The sequence below is a fragment of the Streptomyces sp. NPDC107559 genome, assembly GCF_055657365.1.
On record NZ_JBVKBD010000011.1, the window covers coordinates 204,714 to 219,053 of the forward strand.

At 71.1% G+C, this 14,340-nt stretch carries 24 protein-coding genes; 4 read left to right on the forward strand and 20 right to left on the reverse strand.

Features of this window, described 5'->3' with window-relative positions:
- Positions 1-44 precede the first annotated feature (44 nt).
- Together ACZ7OY_RS29475 and ACZ7OY_RS29480 are read right to left on the reverse strand one after the other, a co-directional pair.
- Positions 45-302 carry a hypothetical protein gene (locus tag ACZ7OY_RS29475; RefSeq protein ID WP_471914198.1) on the reverse strand — a complete coding sequence of 86 codons (258 nt, stop codon included), beginning with the start codon at positions 300-302 and terminating at the stop codon, positions 45-47.
- A gap of 144 nt (positions 303-446) precedes the next feature.
- Positions 447-1,121, reverse strand: coding sequence for a hypothetical protein (locus tag ACZ7OY_RS29480; RefSeq protein ID WP_471914199.1), 675 nt, complete (start codon positions 1,119-1,121; stop codon positions 447-449).
- A 162-nt stretch (positions 1,122-1,283) separates the two neighbouring features.
- On the opposite strand from ACZ7OY_RS29480, the gene ACZ7OY_RS29485 reads away from it, so the two are divergent.
- Positions 1,284-1,565, forward strand: a complete 282-nt coding sequence (locus tag ACZ7OY_RS29485; RefSeq protein ID WP_471914200.1) for a sigma-70 family RNA polymerase sigma factor — start codon at positions 1,284-1,286, stop codon at positions 1,563-1,565.
- Between the two features lie 59 nt (positions 1,566-1,624).
- Here ACZ7OY_RS29485 and ACZ7OY_RS29490 read toward each other — a convergent pair whose 3' ends face one another.
- The 5 genes from ACZ7OY_RS29490 to ACZ7OY_RS29510 form a co-directional block, all read right to left on the reverse strand.
- On the reverse strand, positions 1,625-2,875 hold the full coding sequence (locus tag ACZ7OY_RS29490) for a hypothetical protein (protein WP_471914201.1): 1,251 nt from the start codon (positions 2,873-2,875) through the stop codon (positions 1,625-1,627).
- A gap of 244 nt (positions 2,876-3,119) precedes the next feature.
- On the reverse strand, positions 3,120-3,581 hold the full coding sequence (locus ACZ7OY_RS29495; RefSeq protein ID WP_471914202.1) for a hypothetical protein: 462 nt from the start codon (positions 3,579-3,581) through the stop codon (positions 3,120-3,122).
- A gap of 77 nt (positions 3,582-3,658) precedes the next feature.
- A complete protein-coding gene (locus ACZ7OY_RS29500) occupies positions 3,659-4,267 on the reverse strand; it encodes a hypothetical protein (RefSeq protein WP_471914203.1) in 609 nt (202 codons plus the stop codon).
- 102 nt (positions 4,268-4,369) lie between these two features.
- A complete protein-coding gene (locus ACZ7OY_RS29505) occupies positions 4,370-5,278 on the reverse strand; it encodes a hypothetical protein (RefSeq protein WP_471914204.1) in 909 nt (302 codons plus the stop codon).
- 24 nt (positions 5,279-5,302) lie between these two features.
- Positions 5,303-5,665 (reverse strand): hypothetical protein, encoded by a 363-nt coding sequence (locus ACZ7OY_RS29510; protein WP_471914205.1) that lies wholly within the window; start codon positions 5,663-5,665, stop codon positions 5,303-5,305.
- Between the two features lie 190 nt (positions 5,666-5,855).
- Here ACZ7OY_RS29510 and ACZ7OY_RS29515 point away from each other — a divergent pair, with 190 nt between their 5' ends.
- The gene (locus tag ACZ7OY_RS29515; RefSeq protein ID WP_471914206.1) at positions 5,856-6,143 is read left to right on the forward strand and encodes a hypothetical protein; all 288 of its coding nucleotides are present in this window, start codon (positions 5,856-5,858) and stop codon (positions 6,141-6,143) included.
- Between the two features lie 300 nt (positions 6,144-6,443).
- Here ACZ7OY_RS29515 and ACZ7OY_RS29520 read toward each other — a convergent pair whose 3' ends face one another.
- The 13 genes from ACZ7OY_RS29520 to ACZ7OY_RS29580 all read right to left on the reverse strand — a co-directional run bounded on the left by ACZ7OY_RS29520 (position 6,444) and on the right by ACZ7OY_RS29580 (position 13,052).
- Entirely contained in the window at positions 6,444-6,566 is a 123-nt protein-coding gene (locus ACZ7OY_RS29520; RefSeq protein WP_471914207.1) for a hypothetical protein, read from the reverse strand.
- 396 nt (positions 6,567-6,962) lie between these two features.
- Positions 6,963-8,069: a hypothetical protein gene (locus tag ACZ7OY_RS29525; protein ID WP_471914208.1), complete on the reverse strand. Its 1,107-nt coding sequence runs from the start codon at positions 8,067-8,069 to the stop codon at positions 6,963-6,965.
- 3 nt (positions 8,070-8,072) lie between these two features.
- On the reverse strand, positions 8,073-8,549 hold the full coding sequence (locus ACZ7OY_RS29530) for a hypothetical protein (RefSeq protein ID WP_471914209.1): 477 nt from the start codon (positions 8,547-8,549) through the stop codon (positions 8,073-8,075).
- 13 nt (positions 8,550-8,562) lie between these two features.
- On the reverse strand, positions 8,563-9,471 hold the full coding sequence (locus ACZ7OY_RS29535; protein ID WP_471914210.1) for a hypothetical protein: 909 nt from the start codon (positions 9,469-9,471) through the stop codon (positions 8,563-8,565).
- Complete coding sequence (locus ACZ7OY_RS29540) at positions 9,468-9,665, reverse strand: hypothetical protein (protein WP_471914211.1); 198 nt, start codon at positions 9,663-9,665, stop codon at positions 9,468-9,470. Before ACZ7OY_RS29540 ends, ACZ7OY_RS29535 begins: the two co-directional genes overlap by 4 nt.
- A complete protein-coding gene (locus tag ACZ7OY_RS29545) occupies positions 9,662-9,919 on the reverse strand; it encodes a hypothetical protein (protein WP_471914212.1) in 258 nt (85 codons plus the stop codon). Before ACZ7OY_RS29545 ends, ACZ7OY_RS29540 begins: the two co-directional genes overlap by 4 nt.
- Positions 9,920-9,926: 7 nt before the next feature.
- Entirely contained in the window at positions 9,927-10,664 is a 738-nt protein-coding gene (locus ACZ7OY_RS29550; protein WP_471914213.1) for a nuclease-related domain-containing protein, read from the reverse strand.
- Positions 10,664-10,786: a hypothetical protein gene (locus ACZ7OY_RS29555; protein ID WP_471914214.1), complete on the reverse strand. Its 123-nt coding sequence runs from the start codon at positions 10,784-10,786 to the stop codon at positions 10,664-10,666. Before ACZ7OY_RS29555 ends, ACZ7OY_RS29550 begins: the two co-directional genes overlap by 1 nt.
- A complete protein-coding gene (locus ACZ7OY_RS29560; protein WP_471914215.1) occupies positions 10,783-11,895 on the reverse strand; it encodes a hypothetical protein in 1,113 nt (370 codons plus the stop codon). The genes ACZ7OY_RS29555 and ACZ7OY_RS29560 overlap by 4 nt, the downstream gene beginning before the upstream one ends.
- Before the next feature lie 79 nt (positions 11,896-11,974).
- Positions 11,975-12,142, reverse strand: a complete 168-nt coding sequence (locus ACZ7OY_RS29565) for a hypothetical protein (protein WP_471914216.1) — start codon at positions 12,140-12,142, stop codon at positions 11,975-11,977.
- A complete protein-coding gene (locus ACZ7OY_RS29570; protein WP_471914217.1) occupies positions 12,139-12,330 on the reverse strand; it encodes a hypothetical protein in 192 nt (63 codons plus the stop codon). Before ACZ7OY_RS29570 ends, ACZ7OY_RS29565 begins: the two co-directional genes overlap by 4 nt.
- A complete protein-coding gene (locus tag ACZ7OY_RS29575) occupies positions 12,327-12,464 on the reverse strand; it encodes a hypothetical protein (RefSeq protein WP_471914218.1) in 138 nt (45 codons plus the stop codon). The genes ACZ7OY_RS29570 and ACZ7OY_RS29575 overlap by 4 nt, the downstream gene beginning before the upstream one ends.
- A gap of 186 nt (positions 12,465-12,650) precedes the next feature.
- Positions 12,651-13,052 (reverse strand): hypothetical protein, encoded by a 402-nt coding sequence (locus tag ACZ7OY_RS29580; RefSeq protein ID WP_471914219.1) that lies wholly within the window; start codon positions 13,050-13,052, stop codon positions 12,651-12,653.
- Positions 13,053-13,265: 213 nt separating this feature from the next.
- Between ACZ7OY_RS29580 and ACZ7OY_RS29585 the strand changes: the two genes are divergently transcribed.
- The gene (locus ACZ7OY_RS29585; RefSeq protein ID WP_471914220.1) at positions 13,266-13,613 is read left to right on the forward strand and encodes a hypothetical protein; all 348 of its coding nucleotides are present in this window, start codon (positions 13,266-13,268) and stop codon (positions 13,611-13,613) included.
- Between the two features lie 68 nt (positions 13,614-13,681).
- On the forward strand, positions 13,682-14,107 hold the full coding sequence (locus tag ACZ7OY_RS29590) for a hypothetical protein (protein WP_471914221.1): 426 nt from the start codon (positions 13,682-13,684) through the stop codon (positions 14,105-14,107).
- Positions 14,108-14,340 lie beyond the last annotated feature (233 nt).

Here is a 14,340-nt window from a genome sequence, read left to right on the forward strand (position 1 = left end):
TGGGGACGGCCCGGCGGGTGCCGGGCCGTCGGTGGGTGGGGAGGTCAGTGGATGCGGGCGGCCGCGAGGGCGGCCTCGACGATCGGGAAGGTCTCGGCCCAGGTGGCTTCGACGAAAGCGGCGGTGTCGCCGCCCTGGCCGCTGCTGCCCGCGATGTACGCCTTGCCGCTGCACTTGGGGAGCTGGACGGTCCACTCGGTGCCGTCGATGCGGACGCTCGTGCGGGGGCCGAGGTTCGTCTGCTTCCAGGCGGTGGCGGTGGCCGCTGCGGTGAAGATGGCGGTGATCGCGGTGGCGTCCATGGTGGCTCCCTGGGTGGAGGGTTATTGGGTGGTCACTATGTTCAACGCGTAGAACACCCTGGGGCACCGGGGTGATCCAGGGCTTTCGGAAGAAATCGCAGGCCAGAGGGGCGGGGCTGGTGGCCCCGCCCGGGTGGCGGCCGGTCAGGCGGCCAGGATCGCCTGGCCAATCGCGGTGAGGGTCACGGCCTGGCCGCTGTAGAGGCTGGTGGTGGTGTCGCGCTCGGCCCAGCCCTGCTCGATGACCCACTCGACCATGTCCTTGCGGGGGCGCTCGCCGCGCTCGGCCGCGACCCGCAGGTGGCCCACGCGCGCTTCCTGGAGCTTGATGCCGTTGTCCCGGATGGCCTCCAGGGTCCGCTTCTGGGCGGGCGTCGCCGTGGGGGCGATCACCGGCGCCGGGGCCGGCTCCTCGACGGCCGCCGCGGGGGCCTCGTCGGCGGCCTCGGGGGCGTCCTCGATGTCCATGCCGTTGGTGGAGCTGAGGAAGCGGCGCAGGCCGTCCTGCTCGTACATCCGCTCCGCGTTGGTGATCAGGCTGGTGCTGAGCGCAATCCCGTACTCGATCAGGGCCTCGGTCGCCTTGGCGCGCATCTTGGCGAGGCCCTCGCGGACGCCGTGGCGCTCGATGCGGACCATCAGGTCGTGCCAGGGCTTGGCCGTCGCGTCGGCCATCATCACGGCGTCCATGAGGTGGGTCAGGTCGAGGTAGCCCTTGGATGCGCAGCCCTTGGCCAGGTTCTCGCGGGCGGTCTCGGCCTTCCTGGCTTCCCCGTTCGCGCGGGCGGTGAAGATGTCGAGGGCAAGGCTGGCGTCCATGGCGGCTCCCTGGGTGGGGGGTTATTGGTTGGTCACTATGTCTAACGCTGAACCACTTTGGGGGTACCGGGGCGACGGAAGAAAATCGGGAATTTTTCGAAGAAAACCGCAGGTCAGAGCCCTTCTTGGTCATTCAGCGTGACTACCCACTAGACTGCTCGCATGGCCATCGAACTCCCCGAGCCCTTCGCCGCTCTCACCAACCTCGCCGCCGACCCGACTCTCGACCAGGCCGAGGCACTGACGACCGCGCTCAAGGCGGTCCCCGAGCTTCAGCGCTGGCTCCGTCATCAGCGGGAGCTGACCGTGCGCGGTCTCCTCGACCGCGGCCACACCGGCGAGGAGCTGGCCCCCGTCCTCGGTGTCGGCAGGCAGCGCGTGTACGACATCGCCGCCGGTCACGTCCGCAACCGGTCGGCGAAGGCCAGCTACCAGAACGACTGACCTGCGCTGGACAGCAAGGCGCCCCGCACCTCGCGTGCGGGGCGCCTTCGCGTGCGCGCTCATCGGGCCACGGCTCCGAACAGGCCGAGCTGCACGACCTCGTGGGGCACGGTCGGGAGCGGCACCGGGGCGACCGGGACCGGCTTGCGCGCCTCGGGCATCGACGGCTTGGCCGTCGGGCTGGCGGCCTCGGCGCGCAGCTCGTCGACGACGGCCGGGTCCAGGCGGAACCGGGCGATCTCCTCGTCGGTGGGCACCCAGCCGGCCGGGGCGGTGCGGCCCAGCCGGTGGGTGCCGCCGCCGTTGACCCGAGCCCACGCCCACCAGGCGCGCTCGCAGCGGTCCTCCCGGGCGTGGATCGCGCCGACCACGGCGTACATCGCGGCGCGGTCCTCGCGCAGCCGCCGGTCATCCTCGGCCAGGGCCCGGCGGGCGCGGGTGGCCTGGACGCCGCCGATCAGGGGCCGCAGCGGCTCGCGCTCCTCCTTGCGGTTCTTCACGGCGGGGGTCGGCCGGTACCGCCGCCACAGGAGCAGCGCCTGGCGGCCGTCGGTCGTGGTGGCGATCCGCTTGGTGCCGGGGCCGTGCGGCTCGAAGACCGCGAGGAACCCGGCCTTCACGAGGGGGCCGAGGCGGGTCTCGTCGACGACGGTGCCGGTCATGCCGGGGTGGGGGCGGTCGCGCAGGACGCCGTCGCGGCCGTAGACGAGGCCGCCGGTCGCGACGGTGGCCACCAGGTACGCCTGACGGGCGGACCAGCCCAGGGCCCGCGCGCGGCGCTCGCCGCTCGGTGCGGTCGGGGCGACGTCCTCGGTGGCGGCCGGGGCGACGTCCTCGGTGGCGGCCGGGGCGGCGTTCTCGATGGCGGCCGGGGCGGCGTTCTCGATGGCGGCCGGGGCGGCGTCCTCGATGGTGACCGGGACGGCGTCCTCGGCGGGCTCCTCGACGACCTCCGGGGCGGTCTCCTCGGCGACCTCTTCGGCGGGCACCTCGACGACCTCGGGGGTGGGCGGGGTCTGGCGGACGCGCTCGCCGTGGTTGGCGACGACGGTCATTGGGCGGTCGCTGATCGGGTAGTAGATCGAGACGTTGAAGGGGTGGTTGCTCTCGTCGGTCAGGCGCTCGATCTCGTCCGCGTTCGCGGCGACCACCTCGTCCGCGTGGCGGGTGAGGGTGAGGACGTAGGTTCCGATGCGCTCGCCGTTGCGGTACTCGCCGGTGACGCGGAAGTCGCAGCCCTTGCCCTGGGTGAGACCCAGGTCGCGCAGGACGCGCGCGACGGTCACGGTGGGGGTGATCGTGGCGGCCATCTCGGACTCCTTGGGGAGTGTTATTGGGTGGTCACTATATACAACGCGTGCACGGGCCATGCAGTTCCGGGTTGACCCGAGGGAATCGCAGGAAATCGCGGGAAATCCGGGCCCCCGGATGCCACATCCGGATGCCCTCGGACGTCGCATCCGGATACGCGGACGCCCCGCCTGGAGGTGATCCGGACGGGGCGTCTGGCCTGCGCGGATGCCTCTCCGGATGCCGCATCCGGAGACGTCCGGGTCAGGCGGCGAAGGCGAGGCCGAGGACGACCGGGTTCGGGGCCTCCTCGGCGTCCGTCCAGATCCGCACCCAGGGCCGGCCGCTGGCGGACAGGCCGGTCGGGGCGGGCCGCTCGACCGTCACGCGCCGCGCCGAGTAGGCACCGTGGACCCAGATCCGGCCCGCGACGACCGCGTACGGCTGGCCGGTCATCTCGGCCATGTCGAGCCCGCATCGGGCGGCCGCGCGGACCTGGGCAGCCAGGTCGGCGAGCGTGGCGGCGTCGGTCCAGCCGGGCAGGCCTTCGAGCGCCATGTGCCGCAGCTGGCGCCGGGCGCGCCTGTCGGCCTCCGGGTGCCGCCGGTTGATCGCCGTGTCCAGCGCGCGGATCAGGTGGTGCCGTTCGGCGCGCGTCCGGCCGCTGCCGAGGTAGGTGAGGGCGGTTGCGTAGATGCCGCGCACGTGGGCCTGGGTGGGTCGCATGGTGAAGCCTTCCGGGATGGATGGGTGAGGGCGTCCGGATACGTCCGTGGACGCGTCCGGACGCCCTCGGGCGGGGGTCAGTGGGAGGCGCTGATCGCGGCCGCGTAGGTGGCGTTGATCGAGTCGACGAACCGGGCGGTGGCGTTCTGCCGGTGGCCACGCATCGTGTCGTCGGCGGCCTGGCCGTTCGGGGCGTGGACGACCACGCCGCAGGAGCACATCGCGAGCCCGTCGGTGTCGCCGCCGCTCTGGACGTGCTGGCCGGCGAGCATGCCGAGGCGGGCTGCGAGGGTCAGGCGCACGCGCCCCTTGCCGTCGACGGCGACCAGGCGGCGCACATGCAGCCGCGAGGTGTCCACGGGCGAGAGGTCGCCGCGCTCGGTGACGATCTGCCGCCAGGTGCCGCGCACCACGTAGCGGGCGTCGGTGCCGTCGAGGTCGGCGAGCATGCCGAGGGTGTCGTCGTCGAGCCCGTCCATGGGCAGGACCGGGGCGAGTTCGATCGAGCGGAGCACGACCGCGTACGAGAGGTCGATGCGGGTCCAGCGGATCGAGGCGCCGCCGTTGCGGGTGGCTTCCGTGAGGTAGCCGCGGTTCAGGGCGCGGCGCAGGAGCATCAGCGCGTGCGACTCGCTCGCGGTGCCCTCGGTGCTGCCTCCGGGGTGGATGACGGTTTCACGGAACATGGCGCTCTCCTTCGTGGGGGGGATCCGCGTCTTCCGCACCGTCGTTTCGAAAGCTGACTGTGCGAAATGGGTCGTGGGTGAGGGATGGAGCAGGAGGGGAGGTCAGGCGCGCGGGTACTGGGCCGCGTGGTCGGCGAGCCAGGCGGCGAGGCACAGGGCGGCTTCCGCGCACTCCTCGTCGAGGGCCTGGCCCGGCCGGGCGGTGAACAGGACGTCGAGGAACTCGCCCTCGCCGTCGTACAGGGCGCACGTCCACGGCTCCGTGTGGTCCGCCGGGGCCAGGTCCGCGTTCTCGCCCGAGTACAGGAAGACCTTCGGCCCGGTGTGCGCCTCACCCTCGTCGTCCGTCTTGTCGAGCCCGGCGATGACGTATGAGACGCCGGAGTCCTCGGCGAGCCAGGCCGGGATGCCGAACACCCGGAGGGCGGCGATCAGCTTGTGGCCGTCGAGTGGGCCCGCCGCCTTGGCGGCCTTCTGTGAGACGGCCTGGTTGGCGAGGAGGCGATACGCGGTTTTGCCCACGTTGCAGGGACGGCCGTTGTCGGCAGCGACCGCGAGGGCCAGGCGCTCGTGCTTGTAGTGGATCCGCGCCAGCGCGGTCAGCGCCCAGGTCACGGTCTCGTCGTCGCCCGAGTCGAGGTGCGGCAGGTGGAGCACCGTGGTCCGTCGCTTCTGTAGGTCGAAGTCCTCCTCGGCCAGCTGCTTGCCGACCGCGTTCAGCACGTCCATGGACGGGCGAATGCCGGTCAGCGGCTCGACCGCGTACCCGAGCAGCTCGGTCGACAGGTGGAAGTCGTGCGCGCCGAACGCTGCGGCGACGGCGGCCATGGCGTCCGAGTACTCGTCGAGGTCGCCGTCCTCGAGCGCGCTGGCGGCCAGCAGGAACGCGCAGGCGGTCGCGTCGATGACGGACGGCGAGGCGCTGTACGCGTGCCGGGTGAAGACATCGGAGGCGATGCGCAGGCGGCGGACCACGGCGGGGGTCGCGGTGGCGGTGGTGGGCGTGCTCACGGGGTGGGTCCTCTCTTCAGGGGGTCAGCTGGCGAGGTCGAAGATGTGCGCGGCCACGCGATGCCAGCACACGTACTTGGCGCGCAGGCCGGCCGGGCACGTGCAGGCCTGCCGGGCCGATCGGTAGGTGGTCGTGCCGTCGGAGCCGACCGCGAGGTACACGCGGTTCTTGTCGCTCTTGCGCAGGAGGACCAGGCCGCCCTGCCGCAGGTGCTCGGTCGCCTTCTCGACGGTGCTCGCCTTGTAGTCGCTGGTGATCTCGGGGGCCTTGCCGGATCGGCGCAGCTTGGCGCGGCACTTGGGCCCGTAGCCGTCCGGCGAGGGGTTCCGCATGGCCCGTCCGCACTTCCCACACCTGTGGGGGGTGGTGGTGGGGTCGACGCTCATGCGGGCTCCTGGGGGGTCGGTGTGGGGTGGGTTGTTCTACTTCCATTCTTTACAAAGCTGACTTTTGCTAACCGATTTTCGAAAGTTGAGTTGGCAAAGAATCCGCAAAGGAGCGCAGGTCGGAGGAGTGTGCACCGCGCGGCCGTTCCACAGCGCGTTTGGCAAAGCCAGCTTGTGAAACACTCCCCGCATGCCCAGGAAGTCAGGACCCGCCCCCCAGCGCCCCTACAAGCCCAGCGACGAGGTCACCCAGACCATCGCCGCGTGGCACCGCGCCATCGAGGAGGAGGAGCGGCTGCGCAAGGCCCTTGGCGCCGCCCTCTGTGACGACCTCAAGGCAGACCCGGATCTCGCCTACTCGGCCGTCGCCAAGCACCCTTCCGTGCCGTGGAGCGAGGTTCACCTGCGCGTGCTCGGCAAGGAGCACGGCGTGCAGCCGCGCCAGCCGAACAAGGCGGCGAAGCCCCAGGACGGCTGATTCCGCCCACGGAACACGAAAGGCCCTCCGGGATTCCGGCGGGCCTTCGTTGTCTGGTCCGGTCTACTTTCCTCGGGCCGCTTCCGCCTGAATCCGGGCGATCTCGACCCTACCTCTCACCACGATCGCCAGGGCGGCCACCGCACACCCGCCGAGGAGTACGCACACCATTGCTGTCGTCCCTGCCATGCGGCCACCCTTCCCCTGGTCATTCCGGCCGCGCGAGGGTAACCGATCCCGGAAAGCCGTAAGGGCCACGCGCGGAGCAGCTTGGCCCTTCGAGATGTTTGGCGCGGACGGCTACATGTACTTGTTCACGAGCCCGGCGAGGATCAGGACGGCGAGCAGCGCGAAAATCTTCCAGTCGCTGGCCTGCGGCAATACGACTGGGTCCGACAGGAACCGCTCGTCCATTGGCGACATCCCGCTGTGCTCTTCGTCGCAGTGCCCTCGGCGAAACGCCTTGGCGCCCCGCAGCGTTGCGAACGGGTCCGAACGGAGGCGGCAGTTCCCGCATTCATATCGGTGCATCGTCGGCCCCCTGGGTCTATGCGTTCGCGTCACTGGCTGATCTCTGTGCGTGACGAGAGTAGCGCGCTCTGTGACCCATCGGGAAGCGCCGCCCGCTTCTGCCCGTGTACGTCCAGACTTGCCCGGGTTTGCCTGCCCCTCCCCTCCCCCGGTAGGCCGGTAGTAGGCCGGTAGAGCAGGGGCGGTAGTAGGCGCCCGGGGGCGGGGGAGGGGAGGCCCCCGGGCGGACCCCGTGGCACTCCCCTGGCCGGGCCCGGGAGCCGGCCCGGGGCGGGGCCCCGGGTTGGCCTATTTCTGGGCCGTCCTGGCGGGGGGAATCGCCACCGCATTTCCACCCGGATCCTGGGCCGGAATCGGGGGTGAATCCGGCCCGGAATCGGGGGTGATTTCGGCCTCTTCCGGGGCCTCGTCGGGGGCCTCTTCAGCCAGGAGGAACGGGGCCGCTCCGGGGGTGTTGTCGGGCACGAGGCGGGCGGGCAAATTCGGGGTGCGCCCGAGGTCTTTCGCGAGGTCTTCGATGTGCACTCCGGGGACGTTCCCCTTCCGCCACTTCGTGCCCGTTTCCGTCTTCTCCAGGAAGTGGATCGACAGCTGCGGCCGGACGGTCACTCCGGCCTTTTCGAGCAGCGCGATCATGGCCTTTCGGTCGAACCCGACCAGACCCCCGGCCTGCTGCTGTTCGAAGAGGAGGTCATCGACTGCTACTCCCCTGCCTTTTCGGCCTTCCGTATGTCCGTATGCGCCCGCTGTCGTGCGGTGTTCCACGAATGTCAGGAGCAGTTTCCGTTGTGCGGGCCACGGGTCGATCTGCTCGGCTCCATCGGATTCCTCGGCCTCTTCTTCGTCGTCGGATTCGGCCTCCTCGGCCTCTTCCTCGGATTCTTCTTCGGACCGGTTCATCAGGTCGACGGTGATCGCTGCGATCGCCCAGCCGAAGACGAGGACGGTCACCGCGATCGGCTTGTACGGGCGCAGCATGACGAGGAGGGAGCCGACGAGGCCGCCGAGGGCGACGACGGCGATGATGATGGTGAAGCCGGCGAGGGCGAGCCGTTCGAGGGCGTCGCCGGTCCCCTTCGCTGCGGTCTTCTTCTGCGGAGCCTTCGGCTTCTCCTCGCCGTCCTTGGCGGCCGCGGGGGCGGACGTCTTCGGCTTCTCCCCGCTGTCCTTGACGGCCGCGGGGGCGGGCATCTTCGCGGCGTGCTTGAGACCGGCGAGGGCTGCGCGGAGGATCACGCCGAGGAGCAGCCACGAGCCGCGTACGAGGCTGCTGGCGAGCGCGCGCGGCGCGATGGCGTCGAGGACCTGGCGGAGCGCTCCCCTTTCCTCGTGCTCCCACTCCTCTTCGTCACCGGCCGGCTCGGGCTCGGGCTGCTTGCTCAGGTCCACGGGCACCGGTCAGCCCCCCGTCAGCTTGATCGACAGCATCCGAATGATGTTGACCGCGATGCCGGGGATTCCCCCGGCCTGCCCGGCCAGGACAGCACCGGCCAGGCTCAGGAGCGCCGGGAAGATGACCCGGGTCTTCCAGGGCCAGGCCCAGGCGAGGAGGAGCATGAGGACGGCGGAGCCGCCGATGCCCGGGTCGCCGAGGCCGGAGCCGCTGGTGATGCCGAGGCCGATGTCGCCGACGCCTCCAGCGAGGTCGGCCCAGGTGCCACCGGCCGCGATCCACAGCGTGCCGGTGACGAACCCCCACTTCAGGGCCTGGTCCTTGTTCTTGATCTGGATGCGGTCGCTGCCGCGCAGTCCCGCGAGCAGGCAGACCCCTGTGATCGCGGCGAGTCCGGTGACGGTGAGCGGGCCAAGGAACTGCATCCCGTGGATGCCGGTCGTCACCGCCGGGGCGGCTGTGTGGACGAGTGTGGGGGTCACGGTGTGGGGCCCTTCAGCTGTACAGGTTCGACTGGAACGGGGCGAAGGCAAGGAGGGCGCTGGCCAGTGGGATGCGGGCCATCCAGCGGATCGGCGCGGGCCAGCCGCGTTTACGGGCGGGCCGGTCGAAGCACCACCACAGGGCGCCGCAGAGACCACCCGCCGTGATCAGGAGACTGATCGAGGACGGGCCGAGACCCCACTTCTGCCCGTAGTGGTTGAGGTAGGCGACGGGCATGGGGGCGAGGCGGCGGCCGAACTCGGCAGCGCCGGCGGTCAGCAGGACGCGGCTGACCGGGGCGGCCGGGAGGATCCGCTGGACGGCCGGGTGCCCGAACAGCTTCCATGCGCACCAGGCGCCCGCTCCTGCGAGGACAAGGGCGAACGTACCGACGGCGGCCTGCTCAGCGCCGGGCAGGAACGGGCGGAAGACGTCGACCAGGCCGACGCTCTGCCCGACCAGGGCCGCGCTGCCGGTGAACGCCACCCACCGCATCCGCGGGTCGTCCTGGACCATCGCGACCGGCTTGAACTCGGCAAGCTTCCCTACCGGACTCCCGCCGCCAGGCCAGGACCGGCGGGACTTCTTCACCTCCTTTTCGCTGGCCGGGGCCTCGTCGGTCTTCTCGACGTCCGGCTGACCGTCGGTCTTGGCGGCCTCGGCGGCCTGAGGCTCGGCCTCGCCCTCAGGCTCAGAGCCCTCGCCCAGGTCCGGCTTCGGGGCCCACCAGTCCGGCAGGCGCGTCGACCCGCGCGGGCCGGGCGGCTCAGGTGGGCCGGACGGCTGGGGCGGTACGGGCGACTGCACCGGGACCTGCGGGCCCTCCGGCTCGTCGCCGTCATCGGCGGCGGCGTGTCCAACGGGGCGGGCACCGAGCCCGTCCATGACGCGCTTCGTCCAGCGCTCGGCGGCGGAGGTCACCGGGCCACCTCCAGCACCCAGCCGCTGACGACGGGCGCGAGCTCGATGACCGCCAGCTCGGCGGCCATCACGAGCAGGCCGAAGGCGAAGATGCGACATGCCCAGCGCCAGCCCAGCGGGGCCACGAGCAGGGTGACAACGACGAGGGCCGCGAGCATGGCGGCCGCTGCGTCCAGCTTCGGGTTCCCGGTCACGCGGCACCTCGCATGGCGTCGCCCAGGGCGTGGAACGCAGGGGCGAACGGGGCGGACAGGACCGCGAAGGCGGCACAGAGAGCGACGAGCGCGATGCCCCGGCCGATCCGGCTCTCCCGGGTCGTGAACTGAGCGAGGACCATGCAGCCGAGGCCGAGGATCGCGATGCTGAGCGACTCGTTGTAGAGCCTCCTCGGCGCGGCCGACAGGCCCACGGCGAGGAAAGCGACGTACACACCGATCCGGACGAGCATGAGCGGGTTACCTTCCGGTCTTGGGAGGGAGCAGGCGGGTCGCGGTGTCGATGAGCTGCGCAACGCCCTGCTGCTGGAAGTACTGGCGGTCGAGGCGGCGCAGCAGTGCGCACACGTCCTCGGCCTCGACGATCCGGATGCCGTCGATGTGGAGCTCGCCGTCGGGGACACGGGCGCCGACCACAGCGGCGACCGAGGTCACCTGGACGCCGAGGACGCGGGCGACGGTGCGGGTCTCATGGCCGATCCCCCGGAGCCGGCTGGTCACGTCGTACCGGCCGTGCAACAGGCGGCCGTTGCGGGCGTGCAGCTCGTAGCCGGCGCTGTACTTCTTGGCGTCCACGTTGAACACTCGGCCCTTGCGCGAGAACACGAGGAAGTCGACGTTGGCCTCGCCGCGCGGGAGCGCGCGGTCCGCGAGGATCGTCCAGCCCTCGGCTTCGAGCTCGGCGAGGATCGCGCCGACCCGCCGCTCCCCTACCGCTCCGGCCTCGCAGCGGTCGGCGAGGCGGGCCGCCTCGGTCTCGATGCCGACGGCAGTGAGGAGGCGGACCCACGGGGTGCGGAGCCGTCGGGCGCGGGCCAGCGACGAGGCACCGGCCCCGCCGCGGCGGCGGCTGGCGAGGGCCCGCAGCTCCTCGTGCCGTGTCCAGCCGTAGTACGCGGCCGCGCCCAAGACCACGACCTTCAGCCACGCCGGGGCGACGAACAGCACCAGCAGCGCGCCGATCAGCAGCATGGACATCAGGGGTTCCCTTGCGTGAGGAGCTGGCAGACGGAGACGAGGAGCAGCAGGAGGGCGGAGAAGGCGAGGCCGGCCACGATGTGACCGGCCTCGACCCTCATCCGGCGGGAGCGGCGGATCATCCCGTCCGGCGCTCCCTCAGCGCTTCGCGCCGGTACCGCTCGGCGGTCGCGCCGAGCTTCGGGTTGTCGGTGCCGTGAACCTTCTGGACGCGGGCGAGAAGGTCACCCTCCGAGATCCCCTCGTCCTCGGCCAGGGCATTGCGGACGATCTGACGGACCGACGGCTTCATGTCCAGGACGTCGCCCTTCGGCGGCGCCGGGGCCTCGGCAGGCTCCGGAGCCACCTCGGGCTCGGGCTCGGGGGCGACCGGAGGAGCCGGGGGCACCGGCGCCTGCGCGTGCACCGGCTGCGCCTCGGGAGCGGGAGCAGCCTGCGGGGCGGGGGCCGGGTCGGCGGCGGGCGCCGCCGGGGCCGGGGTGGCTTCCGAGCCGGACGCGGGCAGCGGCTGCCGCGACGGATCCGGGTCCGGGTCCGGCGTCAGCTGCGCGGCCCAGGCGGCCAGGATCGCGTCGGCAGCCTCCTGCTCGACGCCACCGACAGCCCGCATGTACGCGGCCCGCCGGTTCAGGCGCCTCAGCCGCCCTGCCAGACGATCCCGCGCGGACAGATGCTGCTCCTGGTCCCGCAGCCAGTGCGCGACACCATCGTCGAGCTGGACCACGTAGAGGCCCATGACCAGGCTCCACAGCCCCTTGGACAGCAGGTCGACGCACGCGCCGACGACACCGGCCGGGGTCTGGCCCAGGGTGTGGCCGTAGATGCCGACCGCGCCCATGCCGATGGCGAGCGCGATCCATCCGGCGACCTGCGGGACGCGGGCCGCCTCGGAGTTGCCCTTCTGGAGCCACTCGATCCCCATGCAGGACAGCCACGTCAGGCTGAACACCACGCCGACCGTGTACGCCAGCGTGTCCGGGATCATCCGACTCAGCAGGCCACCCACGCTGGCCGCAGTCGAGCAGATCGCGATCAGGGTGACGCCCATCGTCACGCCGGTGACACCGCGCAGGATCAGCTCGTCCCAGTCGCGCGGCGGAACGGGCTCCCACGCCTGGTACGCCACCTTCCGCACGGACGGGATTCCGTTGATGACTGTCGTCTCGTCCCGATGCCGCGTCACCTGCCGGTACCGGACACCAGGGAGTCGGGGCTGCTGATCCTGCGTCATGGGGCTTCCTTCGTGCTGAGCATCACGGGGCGGCCCGCCCTCCCCGGAGAGGCCAGGGAGGGTGGGCCGGGTCAGGAGGTCAGTCGTCCTTGCGGATGGGGAGCGACAGGCAGCCGGCTGTCCCGTGTTTCGCGTAGCGGAGCTTGGAGGCCTTGCCGCGCGCCTTGCTCGCGGCCTCCCCCTTGGCCGCCTTCGCTTTGGCCTTGTCGAGGTCCTTCGTGGTCTTCGGCTTGTAGGGCTTCGTCACCGGGCCACCTGCCCTGAGACCAGGCCGAACTGGACGGCTGCCTCGACGGCCCGCTCCGCGTCGACCTCCCTCGGCGTGAGGCCCTGTTCGCTGCCGGGCCGGTTCGCCCGGTCTCCCTGGCAGGCCGCGACAGTCGCGGGCACCGCCGTGATCGCGTTCGGGGTCTTCGTGTCGATCTGCGTCGTCACCGGGCACCCCCGGACTGGGCCGAAGCAGAACCGGCGCCACGGACAAGGCCGTTGCCGAGCTTCGCGTCGTCCCGCTGCTGCTTGCCGTTGCGGTACGCGTCGCGAGCCTTCTCCTGCTCGCTTGCCGCGCTCACTGGTTCACCAGCCCGAGGAGCAGGTCACCGTAGGCGCGGCGCGTCAGCTGCCCCGTGTCCACCTGACAGATGCCGAACCAGACACCGAGGAAGACGGCTGGGGCCTGCTTGCTGGTGATCTCGCTCGCGATGACGACGATCTCCCGCTCGACGGCGGGCTCGTCCGGCGTGTTCTGACGCAGCAGGTCAGCCAGCTCGATCAGCCTGCTGCGGACCGGCTCCCACTCCAGGACGGTGCGAGCCCCGCCGATCAGGCGCCAGTTGTCGCCCTTCGTCGAAGCCGAGGGTCTGCGCCCCCTGGGCGACGCTCACCGCGAACTCAATTCGGGTCGCGCCGTCGGGCACCTCGCCCACGACTGCCAGGGCCGCGCGCTGGATGTCCAGGCCGCGGCCGGTGCCGTGCTCGGCTCCGACCTCGTACACCATCGCGCCCACCAGGGCGGCGGCTTCGAGGCTGTTGAGCGTGCCGTCCGGGTCGTCGACCACGAGTCGCCTCGCGGCGCGGGCGAGGCCTTCGGCGGCCGTGGACCTCTGTTCGTCGGTGAGGCCCTGGGGACTCCCCGGAGGGAGATCAGTACTCTTTGCCATACGTCAGCTCCATCTGACGAGGCCCCTCCGGTCGGCGTTTACGAGGCCCCGACCGAGGGGCCGATTTGCACATAAAAGGGGACAGTCCCGGCACTGCATGTCCCACCACGAGGCCAGGACTGTCCACGAGGAGGCAGCGGGCTGCTCCTCCCCGGAAGTGTATGGCGTGCCATACACTCCGAGCAAGGCGGCCCGCCGGGCGAAGGGACGGGCATGGCTGGGGACGAGCAGGCGGAGGAGACGCGTGCAGCGATCGAGGCCCTACAGCGCATCGAGCACATGGAGGACCCCGTCGCGAAGGCGGCAGCGATCAGCGACGTGCTCAAGTACGTCACCAACCACGAGACGGAGTGGCGCGATCAGCGCCGTGACATCGTGCTTGACCTGCTCAAGGAGCACTCGTACCGGAAGGTCGGCGCGATGATCCACGTCTCCCACAGCACGGTGCAGAGCATCGAGCGGGGCCACGCCGGCGCCTGGCGGTCCAAGCCGCGCACGAAGGGCGAGTCGAAGGATGCCGAGAGCGATCCGGCAGGCGCGGACGGCGGCAGCGTCGACTGAACCGACGGCCGCACACGGAACCGATCAACCCGCGCCCTACAGGCTCGGTGACGACCTACGGTGAGCCAATGAGCCGAACGCTGTACCACTTCACGAAGCCCGAGTTCTGGGAGCAGATCCTCGCTTCCAAGGCCCTCGAAGCCCTATGGCCGGGGGACGACTCCGCCCCCAGAACGGTGCACGTGATGGACTCCATGGACCCCGAAGATCTTCCGTGGGCCTTCCGGGAGGGGCGGACCCTCCGCTTCGAGCTGCGGATACCCGAAGCCGAGGCCCATCACTGGTTCGACTGGGCGGGTAAGCACGTGAAGCCGGAGGCGTTCCTGTCGCTCGGCGTGCCGGTTTTGAACCGGGACAACGACCCCTATGTCAGCGAGCAGAATCGCGGCAGCAAGCACTGGTACGTGATCGAGAGGGCGGCCCCCGCCGCCGAGTGGGTCTCCGTCGTGGACATCGAGTCCGACACCGTGCTGTGGCCCGCTCCGGCGCAGTAGCCAGAACAGCGCGCCGAACGTAGCCACTCACCAGAGGCCCCGGGTCGCCGGGGCCTCCCCCTTCCATTACATTCGAACGCATGAGCGACACTCCATCCCCTCTTGAGCTGCTGCGTTTCGCACGGCGAGTCGTCGTACAGCAGGCGACCGCATAGCTCGCACAGCTGAACGGATGGACCGCGACCGAGGAGCGACAGGAGGCGGAGCGCCTGCGGGGCGAGGAGGCCCGGCCG